Here is an 11,601-nt window from a genome sequence, read left to right on the forward strand (position 1 = left end):
TCGGGCGATCCGCCCCGGTGTCGTCATCGCGTGCAGGCGGTTTCGTCGGGATCGGTGTGCGGACCGGAGGCAGCCGCTCGCGCGGTGGCGTCCTGCCGGACTGCCGGACAGCTCGCGGTCGCGGCCTTGTCGTGGCGGGTGACTGTGCCGCGCCACCGCCTCAAGCGGTCGGGCCATCTCGTGCGCGAAGGCAGGAGTGTCACCGGTGTTTACGGCCCGTCCGGCGTTACCGGCGTGTCCGGCGGTGAGAACGGACGCGAGGGGCTGCCGGCACTCGTCTTCGGGGTGCGGTGTACCCCCGTGGCCGGTCCGCTCACGCAACCGGCCGATGGCGCGATCCACCGGGTCGCCGGCCGGGCCCACGACAGTACGTGCGATCGCAAGGCGGCTGGGTGTCCCGTGTCCCCTCGGTGCTACGGGAGGGAGGGCGTGCGCGCCGGGGACCACGGGCCCGGCGGGATCCGCAGGACAGGGCCGGAGCAAGCGGCCGGGTCGCCCGGGGGGAATCTCACCACCGGGCGGGCGGACCACTGGAGCGTGTTGCGGAGGTGGCGTCGTCCGCCCGAAGGGTGGGACTCAGGCCCGCCGCGAAGCGGCTGATGTCTCGTAGGTGCGTGGGCTCGCAGGACGCCGGGTCGGCGTCGTGGAGGGGCCGGACGTACTCGCGTGACTCCGCACGTACTGGCGTGACTGATGGCGACGTGGTGTGCGTGCGTGCGTGTGGACGTGCCGGATGCCGTGAGCCGGACGGGACTTCGCGACACGCTTCAGATCCCGAGCCCGGCTTCGCGCGCCCGCACGACCGCCTCCATCCGGTAGCGCACATCCAGCTTGCCGAGGATCTGCGAGACGTAGTTGCGGACGGTCTTCTCCGCCAGCACCAGGTCTTTGGCGATCCGGCCGTTGTTCCAGCCGCGCGCGAGCAGGTCGAGTACCTGCGTCTCACGTATCGTCAGCTGCGGGAACGCCGACCGGTACGACATCGCGCAGGGCTCCGAGAAGTACTCGCCCAGCCTCCGCGCGATCCCCGCGCTGAACACGGCGCCGTCCTCGGCGACGATCTCGATGGCGCGCAGCAGCTCCTGTTCGGAGGCCCGCTTGGTGATGTAGCCGCTCACCCCGGCCCGCATGGCCGCCACCACCGAGTCGTCGTCGTCCCGGACCGAGACGGCCAGCACACTTGGGGTCCTGCCGCGCCGAGCTCCGTTCACCGCGCTCCACGCCGGGGCGAGCCCCGACCGCAGGGCCCGGATGGCGGCCATTCCCGCGCCGCCCCGGGGCTCGATCAGCACGACATCGGGCGGGGGAGACAGCTCCGGCAGTATGCCCATCGCCCCCTCGGTCGACTCCACCTCGCCCACCAGTTCAAAGCCGTCCGCGCCCACCAGGAGCTGCCGGATGCCGGCGCGGAACAGCGCCTGTTCATCGACCACCAGGACACGCACGACCACCACACACCTCCCAACACTCCGATCGGGGTGCGGTCGGCGTGCCGACGGCTCTCGCGAGGGCCAGCCGTCTTCTGTGCCGCGCCTCCAGTTCCGTATCCCCGACAGTGTTCACGCCGTTCCTCCCCGTTGGTCTTCGGCGGGCGTGGACTGCTTGTTCACCCGCCGACGGACGAGGGGAACGATAGTCCGGCCAGGTGCCTGAATGTGCCGGTTGTTCGCCCCACAAGCGATGGGCTGTCCCACCGGTCGACTCCCCCTGTGATCATGCGAATTTCGGGGGAAACGAGAGAACCGATGACGCGGGCTCCGAGCCGTCGGGGACCGCATCTCGCGGACCATCTGGCGGGGGGCAGGCCGTCCGGAGGAGGCCGTGGCACTCCGGGTGGGCGACACCTGATCGGCCGGGACAAGTCCTGGCTGACGAACAGGCCCTCACGCGGCGTCGTACGCGGTTCCCACCCGGCGGCGACCATGCCGCGATCAGCGCGTCCGCCGGCGCCGACGAACCCCACCGGTGCGGCGGGAACAAGACGTCAAGAACCTGCTGGCCACCAACAGTTGGGGTCTGCCGTCGCGCACCGCACGTACATGGCTGGCTGGGTGGCGACGACGCTGTGTTGGCGAACGGCCGTATACGGAGAACGCCGACGATCGAGCCTCGGTCGACGAGGCGATGCTGGTCTGGACGACGCCGATCCGAACCCTCAGGATGTGTTCTTCCAGATCATCGGGGGAGGGACCGTGGCAGGTCGCGTCCACTTGTGGATCGCCTACTTCACGCTTGCCGGAATCGCCGGACTGACGGGAGTCATCGCGGTAATCTGGATGCCGCCCGAGCAAGCTGCCGCCGTTGCAGCGGCCGCAGCAGCGGTCACGGCCTTGCCCGTCACCCGGGTATCCGCGTGAAGGTCACCGTCCCGGTGGGCGTGCCCGAACCCGGTGGGATGACGGTGACCGTCGCGCAAAGCGTGACCGACTGGCCGCACACGGATGTCGCCGGTGTGGCCGTCACCGTCGTGGTGCTGGCGGCCGGATTGACCGTGAGGGAGGCGGCGCCGGTGGACGGCAGGAAGCAACTGCTGCCGTTGTAGACGGCGGTGACGGTGCCGGTGATCAGCGAGGTGCTGGAGAAGCACGCCTGTCCGCCGGCGTTCAGCGGCACCGTCACGTTCAGCCCGCCGGGTGCGGTGAAGGTGACGGAGCCGGTCGGCGTGCCGGAGCCCGGCGCGTTGGCGGTGACGGTTGCGCAGAGCGTGACCGACCGGCCGCAGACGGACGGGTTCGGCGTGGCCGTCACGGTCGTGGTGGTGGCGGCCGGATTGACGGCGAGGGCGACGGCGCCTGAGGAGGCCGCGAAACAGGGGCCCTCACCGTTGTACGTGGCGGTGACCGTGCCGGAGGTCAGGGACGTGCTGCTCAGGCAGGCCTGGCCACTGGCGTTCAGCGGGACCGTGACGTTCAGGCCGCCGGGGCCGGTGAACGTCACCGTTCCGGTGGGTGTGCCCGAGCCGGGTGCGTTGGTGGTGACCGTCGCGCAGACCGTCACTGTCTGCCCGCATACCGACGGGAGGGTGCCGCCGTGACTGTCGTGGTGGTCGTCGCGGGGTTGACCGTGGCGGTGGCCGTGCCGGTGGAACCGGTGAAGCACGGTGCGCCGTTGTAGAGGGCCGTGACCGTCCCGGTGGTCAGCGTGGTGGTGGTCACGCAGGCCTGTCCGGTGGGGCCCAGTACGGCGGTCTGGCTGAAACCGCCCGGAGCCGTGAACGTCACCGTGCCCGTCGGAACGCCGGAACCGGGCGCGTCGGTGGTGACAGTGGCGCAGAACGTCACCGACTGGCCGCACACCGACGGGTCCGGGGTGACGGTGAGGGTGGTCGTGGTGTCTGCCGGGTTGACCGTCACGTCCGTGCTGCCCGTCGAACTCAGTGCGCAGCTGTCGCCGTTGTAGGTGGCCGTGATCGTGCCGGTGGCCAGCGCGGTGGTCGTGAAGCAGGCCTCGCCGGTGGCGTCCAGGGTGACTGTCTGGTTCAGCCCGCCGGGACCGGTGAAGGTCACCGTCCCCGTCGGCGTACCCGAGCCGGGCGGGTCGATGGTGACCGTCGCACAGACCGTCACCAGCTCGCCGCAGACCGACGGATCGGGGATGGCGGTGACCAAGGTGGTGGTCGCGGCCTGGCCGACCGTGACCGCGACCGCTTCGGCGGAGCCCGCGAAGCACGGGCCCTCGCCGTTGTAGACGGCGGAGACCTCTCCGGTGACCAGTGTGGTGGTGGTGACACAGGCCTGGCCACCGGCGTCGAGGGGGACGGTCTGGTTGAGACCGCCGTCGGCCGTGAAGGTCACCGAGCCCGTCGGTGTGCCCGAACCCGGTGACTGGGTGGTGACTGTCGCGCAGACAGTGACGCTCTCTCCGCACACGGACGGTTCGGGGGTGACTGTGACGCCGATGTTCGTCAGTGCCTCGTTCACCGTCACGTCGACCGTGCCGGTGGACGGCGCGGCACAGGAGTCGCCGTTGTAGGCGGCGGTCACCGTGCCGGTGACCAGCGAGCCGGTCGTCACGCAGACCTGGCCGGCGGGGTCCAGCACGGCGGTCTGGCTGAAGCCGCCGGGACCGGTGAAGGTCACCGTGCCCGTGGGGACGCCGGCGCCGGGCGGCTCGATGGTGACCGTCGCGCAAAGGGTGACCGGCTGGCCACAGACCGACGATTCGGGGCTGGCCGTCACCACCGTCGTCGTATCCGCCTGGTTGACGCAACCCGCTCGGACGTGGAGCGGCCGCCCGTCCTGCGGCGGCGGTTGCCTCTCGTCAGGGAGACCGCCGTCGGTGGGGGCCGACGGCGGTGCGCGAGGCGCCGTGGCCGGAGCGCCTGGGCGAGCCGAGGCCGTCGGGGCGCCGGAGCCGTAGGCGCAGGAGGCGGGTGACGAACGGGTGCCGGGGCTCAGTCGGTGTCGATGCCGCGCGCGGCGAAGACCTCCGTCGCGTCCGGCACCGCCAGGACACCGTCCTCCACGAAGGTGACCTCCCGCAGGTTGGGCAGCAGTGCGAGGTCGTCGAGCGAGCGTACGTCGAACAGGTCGTCCTCGCCGTCCCAGGCGGGGGCGCAGTGCCGGAAGACTTCCGCGCCGGCGTCGAAGCACAGTTCCTGGACGCGGGCGAGCAGCTCGGCCGGGATCTCCAGGGCCTCGAAATGGGACCGGGACTCCGGCAGCACCTCCGTGTGGAGGCGGTTCCCAAGGACGTAGGACGCGGGGTCGCCGATCCCTCGCTCGGCCAGCCGCGCGGGCAGGTCGTAGACCGGGAGGAGCGGGGCGGGCCCGTACATGAGCTCCTCGATGACGAGCAGCTTGAGGTTGAAGTCGCGGAACTGGCTCATGGGACATGATTACCACGGAGGTACGACATGGGTCCCCCGCTCGGCCCTCGGCCGGGCGGAGGAAGGCGGCGGCCAGGGCCCGGTCCGGCCCGCCGCACCTCCGACGGCCAGTTGGCGCGTGCGGGGCGTGTCAGCGCTTTCGGGCATGCACCACGGGGGAGGTGAAGCAGTCGTTGGTGGTGCCGGGGGCGCGGCCCGGCGGGCATTGCGCGCGGCGGCCCGTACGGTCTTCAGACGTGCTTCGTGGGCGGCGGCGAGTTGCTTGCGCTGGGGGCCGCGCTGCACCTGGGTGACGAGGTGGGAGTGCGGGGTGTCGTACCTGCCGCGCTGGACCGGCTCGACGCGGACCAGGGCGGTGGCGAAGGCGAAGATCAGGTGCGCGGGCATGTGGTCGTCAAGCAGTCGCGGACACATCGTCCGGGACTGCGGGTCAGATGCTGGCAGTGGGACGGGATCCGGCGACATGACACGGCTGATGGCGGACGCGGGGATCGTCGCGCAGGTCGCGCAGGTCCGTTCCGGTGAGGCGGAGCTGAGCCGGATCACCGGGGCCCAGGCGCCGTCGGGGGTGCCCGTGGTCATCTCCACCCCGTCTCGCTGCGCCGCAAGAGCACCGGCAGCTCCTCACGCGGGGGCGCAGCAGGCCGGCGCGCACGCGACGGGCCTCCACCGCACCCCAGGCACGGACCGGCACGTCACCGAGCCGGCCTTCCGTCAACAGCGCTGCTTGAGGCAGGGGTTACCTGCCCGCAGGTCACGACTTCTCACGGATTCCGGCCAGGATCGCCGCTGTGCTCAGCTCCTCGGCGAGGACCACGGTATGAGGGATGCCGATCTGGCCCTCCAAGTGGGTGTCACTGTTGCCCATCGCCGGCCGCCACGAGCCCGAGTGGATGTCCGCTGCGAGGCACCTGGACAGGGCTGGTGCCGAGCGCAAGCAAGTGCCCGGTCTTCGTGGTCACTTCCTCACCAGGAACGAGCAGGAAGTCATCGGCAGCCAGATGCCCCCATGCACCGGGTTCCGCAGCGGCTCGGTCCTCTGTTGTCGCGATGAAATCGAGACCGGCCGCGCGGGCTCGGAGCGCCAAGTCTTCGGGAGCGGGTTCGCCGCCGTCCGAGCGGACGGAGTGGACATGGCAATCCCCGCGGTACTAAGGCTGCCCCGCGTCCTACCGCCCGCACCGGTGGGAAGCTCACACTCGACAAGGTGCTCCTCCTTCAAGAGTCTGTCGAACGAACGCGCCAGCAGGGCTACCGGTTCCGTCGCACCACTGAGCACCGTCTCAGCCGAGAGGTCAGATCAAGATCTCATTCTGAAACGATCAGTCAGGCTGACGTTGTCCTGCCCTCCCGTTTCGCCGGGGCGCACAGGTGCGCGGGGCTGGTTCACCCTCTGCTACCGGTAGTACCGCAAGGCAGAAACAACTCAGCCCCTCCCCGGTCGAGTTCGGGGAGAGGCTGATGGCTGGTCAGGGTGGATTGGAGGAGAGGAAGCGGTGTCCGAGGGGCCGGGACGCCCGGCCGCAGCGCTGCTGGGGCCGACGGGCCGTACACGGCACGCGGCGGCCATGTCCCGCTCGCCGTGCGGGAGTCGGTCAGGCGCGAGTCGGGGCTTGCGCTGCTTCGCAGTGGTGCAGCAGGTCCCTGGAGAAACTGTCGGAGCTCCGCTCCGCGCGGCGCACCCGGTGGATGTGTGCGGCGCGGGTGGGCTGGAGACGGCGGCGCATGTGGCCCCGGCCGCCGCCGGTGATGTTGAGGAGCACGGACTCGTCGGGCGTGATCGTGCGGTCCTGCGCGGCGCGGCGCAGACCTGCCAGCGCCACCGCGGAGGCGGGCTCGATGTCGACACCCTCGACTTCGGCGAAGAGGGCGCCCGCGGCGAGCGCGTCCTCGCGTCCGGCCAGCAGCATGCGGCCGTGCGACCCGGTCAGGCAGTCGCGCACCCCGCCGGCGACGGCGTAGGGCGGGCGGGCGTTGGTGAGCTCGTCGGCCAGACATCGCTCGGCGGCTTCCTCGGGACGTTCTCCCGCGTCCGGTACCGCGTCGTCGCGCTCGGCGCACCACGCGTCGTACAGCGGCGCGTACTCGGCGTTCTGGCAGAGCATCAGCCGTGGCGGGCACTCGCTCGCGCCCGCCCGCACCAGACGGGCGGCGGCCTCGTGCACGGCGATGGCGCCGGCCGCGCTGCCGACGGCCTGCACATAGACGTCCGCGGGCCGCGGCATCGCCTCGACCGCCGAGAGCCAGACCGTGCCGAGCCCGGCCCGGCGCGCGACGTTGCGCGTACCGCCCTCGACCTGGCCACCCATCCGCAGCGCCAGCGCGTCGGCGTAGGCGATCGTCTCGGCGTAGTCCGCGCCCTCCAGCGCCAGCAGCCGTACGCAGGGGGCGAGCGGTTCGGTGAACTCCAGCCGCTCCACGCCCGTTTCGGGCACGACGATGACGCACGGCAGCGCGTAACGCGAGCAGAGCCGCGCGAAGGCGGCAGCGGTGTTGCCCACCGAGGCGACGACGAGCGTGGGGGGATCCTCCGGGAGCCGGCCGAGCACGCAGTACGCCTCGAGCTCCTTGAACGTGGCCGTCTCCAGCCGCGCGCCCCGCTCGGGCCAGTACCCGCTGAAGGAGACCCACAGGTCCGGCAGCCCCAGGGCGGCGCCGAGCCGCGTCGCCGGGTACACGACGGCGCTGCCGGCGTCCGGAACGGTACGGCGCACGGGCAGCCAGTCCTGGTAGCGGAACATCCCGTCGGTCTGCGGCCGGGGCGTGAACTCCCGCCGGGTGTAGGAGGTCTGGAGCAGGCCGGGCGCGTGCGACCGGGGGCAGCCGAGGGCCAGCCCGTCGTCGGCACCCTGCCATCCGCACACGGGGCAGGTCAGGGCGTAGTGCAGAGTCATCGTGCTCCCCTTGTACGGATGGTCGGCGCCCGGCGGGCGGTTCACAGGGCGGCCGGTGGGACCGGCCGACGAAAAGGTGTGTGTTCTTGCGGGGCCGCCCAGTGCCGTTGCGGGTATCGGCACCGCGGCGGAGTACGGCTTGTCGCGGCCGCGGAAGCCGCGGCGAACTCATCACTGAAGTCACCGATTCGCAAGGGGGAGACGCGGAACCCGCGAGAACACCGTTTTCGGTGCGCAGGGGACTCTTTCGTGAACGGCGACCGACCGATTCCGGGGGGAGTGGAATTTGCGGCTCCCGGTCCACCCTGCGGAATCTACGGGGCGGTCCAGAAGACATACCCGGGAGCATACCGTCCACAGTATGGACAGGCCAGTGTGCGAAGTAGGTGAAGCGTATTACGCGGACACCGGCTTCACGGGATTTCCGTGATCCCCACGGAGTATTTCTGCAGTGTTTCACCGGCGGTGTGTGGGGATTTTCCCGGGGTTGCTACGCTGTACGCTCACCCGCAGCCGCCGACCTGTCGGATTTCGCCGGGTTGGCGGGAGGCTCTTGCAGTATGTCGTGGTTGCAGGACTTTCTGGACTCGGTGTCGTCCGTCCCGCTGCCGACCACTCTGGCTTTCGCCGCCGCGTTCAGCGCGGCCGAGTCGGGCCTGGCGGTCGGTGCGGTGGTGCCGGGGGAGACGGTCGTCATCGTGCTCGCCGCCGCCATGCCGGGTCCGGTCGCGCTGGCCGCCCTCTTCGTGATCGTCGCCGTCGCGGGGAGCGCGGGCGACCACGTCGGCTACCTGCTGGGCAGACGGTACGGGGAGCGCGTGCGGGACCTCGGGGTCGTCCGCAGATGGGGGCAGGGCCGCTGGGACGAGGCGATGCGTTTCCTCCACCGCTACGGCGCCTGGGCGGTCTTCCTGACCAGGCTGGTGCCCCTGGTGCGCACCCTGACCCCGGCGGCCGCCGGAGTCGCGGGGGTGCGCTACCGCAGCTTCCTGCCCGCCTCGCTCGCGGGCGCGATGTCCTGGGCTGCGGTTTACGTCGGCCTCGGCGCGCTGGCGAAGGCGTCCGTCGACCGGATCGAGGCGCTGTCGGGCCGCGTCGGCTGGGCCGTACTGGCCACCCTGGTGCTGTTCGTCGGGCTACGTCTTCTTGTTCGCGGGCGCGCGGCGCGCAAGCCGGAGCAATGAGAATGAGCCCCTGGACTCGTTCGGCGGCCGCTTGAATCCGCGCAGCGCCAGCAGGCACATCACCGTGATCAGGCCCGCGCTGCTCAGCAGGGCGCCGAGCAGCGAGTTCCCCAGGTCCCAGTCCAGCGCGAGATTCCGCGAGGCGTCCACGGCGTACGTCAGCGGGTTGACCGTGGCGACCACGCGCACCCAGCCGGGCAGCGCCTCGACGGGGATGAACGCGCTGGAAGCGAACATCAGCGGGGACATCACGAAGAAGCCGATGCTGCCCAGCACCTCCACGCTGCGCAGCCAGGCCGCGAGCGCCAGGAAGATCCAGATCATCGACCAGCAGACCAGCAGCGACAGCAGGAACGCCCCCACCAGCCCCACCAGACCGCCGGCCGGTGAGAAGCCGAGCCCGACGCGGGCGCACACCAGGAGCGCCGCGAGCTGGATCGCGACCCGGCAGATGTCGCCCGAGGAACGCGCGAGGAGCACGTACAGCGGGCGGACCGGCAGGAAGCGGAAGCGCTGCACGATGCCCGACTCGGAGTCCCGCACGAGGCCGACGCCCGCTGCCTGGGCGGAGCCGATGCCGGTGGTGATGAGCAGCGCGGGCACCAGGTAGTCGGTGTACGTGACCCCGGGCGGGAAGAGGGCCGGGTTGGCCATCCGGCCGAAGATCTGGGTGAAGAGCAGCAGCATGACGATCGGCTGCACCGCGGCCAGCACGACGATGCGCGGGTCTCCGCAGATCGCCCCGATCTGCCGCGCCGCCAGCACCCACAGCTGGGCGAGCTCGCGGGGCTGTGAGGATTCGCCGCTGTGCGGCGGCGGTGAGTCGGGCACGGCCGCGACCGAAGGGCCAGGTCCGGGCGCTGCCACGGGGGTGACTGGGTTCATGCCGTGCTCCGGGTCGGGTGCGACGCGCCCCGGCCCGCCGAGGTGAGCGACAGGTACACGTCGTCCAGCGTCGGTTCGGACAGTGCCAGGCTCTCGATCGTGCAGTCGGCGGTCACCAGGATCTGCACGATTCTGGCCAGATCGGCGGAGGCGTCGACGGGGATCAGCAGGCGCCGCTCGTCGGCCTCCTGCGTGGGCTGGAAGCCGTGCAGCCGCAGCGCGGCCATCGCCTGGGCGGGTTCGGCGTGGTCGATGGCGACGTGCACCGACCTGCTGCCCGTCTCCTCCTTGAGGTCCGCCGTGGTCCCGGAGGCCACTACGGCGCCCGCGCTGAGCACGGCGATCCGGTCCGCCAGGCGGTCGGCCTCGTTGAGATCCTGGGTGGTGAGCAGCACCGTGGTGCCGTTGCCCGCCAGGCCCTCGACGATTTCCCAGAGGTTGACGCGGCTGACGGGGTCGAGGCCGGTGGTGGGCTCGTCGAGGAAGAGCACCACAGGATCGGCGACGAGGCTCATGGCGAGATCCAGCCGCCGCCGCATACCGCCGGAGTAGGTGCGTGCCGGACGGCTGGCGGCGGCCCCGAGGTCGAAGGCGTCGACGAGCTCCCCGGCCTTGCGGCGCGCGTCGCGCGGTCGGGAGCCGAGGATGCGGGCGATGAGCACCAGGTTCGCGACGGCCGAGAGGCGGCCGTCGACGGAGGTGTGCTGCGCGGTGACCCCGATGCGCTTGCGGATCTCGCGGCTCTGCGTCCGCACGTCGAAACCGGCGACGGTCGCGCTGCCCGAGGTGGGCTGGAGCAGCGTCGACAGGATGTGGACCAGTGTGGACTTGCCCGCGCCGTTGTGCCCCAGCAGGCCGAGCACCGTGCCGGCGTGCGCCGTGATGTCGACGCCGCGCAGGGCTTCGACTGCCCCGAAGCTCTTGCGCAGGCCCTGCGTGCTGATCGTCACCTCGCCCACGGTCGTGCCCCCTCCGGTTCGGGCGTGCTCGCGCGGGCCGCGTCCTCTCGCCCGCACCGGGATACGGACATGGTGCCTCGGTGCGCCGGCCCCTACTTCTGCAGGGAGTCGATCAGGCTCTTGGGCCTGATGTCGGTCCAGTTCTCCTCGATGTAGGCGATGCAGGCCTGCCGGGTGTCCTCCCGGTGCGCGACGGTCCACCCCTTGGGGACGGCGCTGAAGGAGGGCCAGAGCGAATGCTGGTTCTCGTCGTTGACGAGGACCAGAAAGCGGCCGTTTTCGTCGTCGAAAGGATTAGTATTCACAGAACCTCTCCCGTTCAGTCGGACTGATCTCCATCGTGATACGCCCGTTTCCTTTTAATCCGGGCCTGCGAGGCCGGGTGACGGTGCGCCGACGTCGGAACCATGGAGGAGTGGGCGTCGCTCGGCAATGTAGCAGAGCACCGTGAGTCGCCGAATCGGAATAGAAGATTCCGGGACCCGTTAATCGGGGTGCGACACGGTCATGTCGCAAACGTCCGATTCAATCCGTCCTCGGGGCGCGTCGGCGTAAGGGGTTGCGGGTGGGAGGTGCCCGCGCTGACGGTCGAAGTGTTGACGGTCTGAATTCTGAGTGGTTACACTCCCCGTGTTTGCCGCCGTGGTGGCAAACATCGATTACTTCAGTTCACCAAGCGCAATTACAGGGGGTGTAGCGCGGTGTTTCCCAAGTATGTGTCGGGCGGCGGACACGGATGACGACCGCAGTTTCTTCCCGCAGAATTCGCCTTTGATTTCTGCATGCGAGGGATGCGTATCCCCGGGGGGCACCTCTCGCTTCCTCCGCACTCCGCTTCTTCTTCCCGCTCC

At 70.6% G+C, this 11,601-nt stretch carries 11 protein-coding genes; 2 read left to right on the top strand and 9 right to left on the bottom strand.

Annotated elements, in window-relative coordinates:
- Positions 1-767: 767 nt before the first annotated feature.
- The gene (locus SSPS47_RS33200) at positions 768-1,451 is read right to left on the bottom strand and encodes a response regulator transcription factor (protein WP_239065167.1); all 684 of its coding nucleotides are present in this window, start codon (positions 1,449-1,451) and stop codon (positions 768-770) included.
- Positions 1,452-2,162: 711 nt separating this feature from the next.
- Between SSPS47_RS33200 and SSPS47_RS33205 the strand changes: the two genes are divergently transcribed.
- Positions 2,163-2,357 carry a hypothetical protein gene (locus SSPS47_RS33205; RefSeq protein ID WP_164254120.1) on the top strand — a complete coding sequence of 65 codons (195 nt, stop codon included), beginning with the start codon at positions 2,163-2,165 and terminating at the stop codon, positions 2,355-2,357.
- Here the strand turns inward: SSPS47_RS33205 and SSPS47_RS33210 are convergent.
- The 5 genes from SSPS47_RS33210 to SSPS47_RS33230 all read right to left on the bottom strand — a co-directional run bounded on the left by SSPS47_RS33210 (position 2,338) and on the right by SSPS47_RS33230 (position 7,722).
- Positions 2,338-2,997: an Ig-like domain repeat protein gene (locus tag SSPS47_RS33210; RefSeq protein ID WP_164254121.1), complete on the bottom strand. Its 660-nt coding sequence runs from the start codon at positions 2,995-2,997 to the stop codon at positions 2,338-2,340. The two genes, SSPS47_RS33205 and SSPS47_RS33210, sit on opposite strands and share 20 nt — an antisense overlap.
- Positions 2,994-4,178, bottom strand: coding sequence for an Ig-like domain repeat protein (locus tag SSPS47_RS33215; protein WP_164254122.1), 1,185 nt, complete (start codon positions 4,176-4,178; stop codon positions 2,994-2,996). The genes SSPS47_RS33210 and SSPS47_RS33215 overlap by 4 nt, the downstream gene beginning before the upstream one ends.
- Positions 4,179-4,393: 215 nt before the next feature.
- Positions 4,394-4,828: a hypothetical protein gene (locus SSPS47_RS33220; protein WP_164254123.1), complete on the bottom strand. Its 435-nt coding sequence runs from the start codon at positions 4,826-4,828 to the stop codon at positions 4,394-4,396.
- A 9-nt stretch (positions 4,829-4,837) separates the two neighbouring features.
- Positions 4,838-5,410: a hypothetical protein gene (locus SSPS47_RS35025; protein ID WP_203557992.1), complete on the bottom strand. Its 573-nt coding sequence runs from the start codon at positions 5,408-5,410 to the stop codon at positions 4,838-4,840.
- A 1,013-nt stretch (positions 5,411-6,423) separates the two neighbouring features.
- A complete protein-coding gene (locus tag SSPS47_RS33230) occupies positions 6,424-7,722 on the bottom strand; it encodes a cysteate synthase (protein ID WP_164254124.1) in 1,299 nt (432 codons plus the stop codon).
- Positions 7,723-8,282: 560 nt separating this feature from the next.
- Here SSPS47_RS33230 and SSPS47_RS35865 point away from each other — a divergent pair.
- Entirely contained in the window at positions 8,283-8,906 is a 624-nt protein-coding gene (locus SSPS47_RS35865; protein WP_239065168.1) for a DedA family protein, read from the top strand.
- Here SSPS47_RS35865 and SSPS47_RS35870 read toward each other — a convergent pair.
- From SSPS47_RS35870 to SSPS47_RS33245, 3 genes are all read right to left on the bottom strand, one after another.
- On the bottom strand, positions 8,859-9,737 hold the full coding sequence (locus SSPS47_RS35870; protein ID WP_239065169.1) for an ABC transporter permease: 879 nt from the start codon (positions 9,735-9,737) through the stop codon (positions 8,859-8,861). The two genes, SSPS47_RS35865 and SSPS47_RS35870, sit on opposite strands and share 48 nt — an antisense overlap.
- Before the next feature lie 50 nt (positions 9,738-9,787).
- Complete coding sequence (locus SSPS47_RS33240; protein ID WP_343234916.1) at positions 9,788-10,741, bottom strand: ATP-binding cassette domain-containing protein; 954 nt, start codon at positions 10,739-10,741, stop codon at positions 9,788-9,790.
- A 101-nt stretch (positions 10,742-10,842) separates the two neighbouring features.
- Positions 10,843-11,055 carry an MbtH family protein gene (locus tag SSPS47_RS33245; protein WP_164254126.1) on the bottom strand — a complete coding sequence of 71 codons (213 nt, stop codon included), beginning with the start codon at positions 11,053-11,055 and terminating at the stop codon, positions 10,843-10,845.
- Positions 11,056-11,601: the final 546 nt, after the last annotated feature.

The sequence above is a fragment of the Streptomyces sp. S4.7 genome, from assembly GCF_010384365.1.
Classification (GTDB): domain Bacteria; phylum Actinomycetota; class Actinomycetes; order Streptomycetales; family Streptomycetaceae; genus Streptomyces.

Coding starts and splice junctions, on each gene's coding strand:
- SSPS47_RS35865 (WP_239065168.1), top strand. CDS start 8,283: ATGTCGTGGTTGCAGGACTTTCTGGACTCGGTGTCGTCCGTCCCGCTG.
- SSPS47_RS35025 (WP_203557992.1), bottom strand. CDS start 5,410: ATGACCACGGGCACCCCCGACGGCGCCTGGGCCCCGGTGATCCGGCTC.
- SSPS47_RS33230 (WP_164254124.1), bottom strand. CDS start 7,722: ATGACTCTGCACTACGCCCTGACCTGCCCCGTGTGCGGATGGCAGGGT.
- SSPS47_RS33220 (WP_164254123.1), bottom strand. CDS start 4,828: ATGAGCCAGTTCCGCGACTTCAACCTCAAGCTGCTCGTCATCGAGGAG.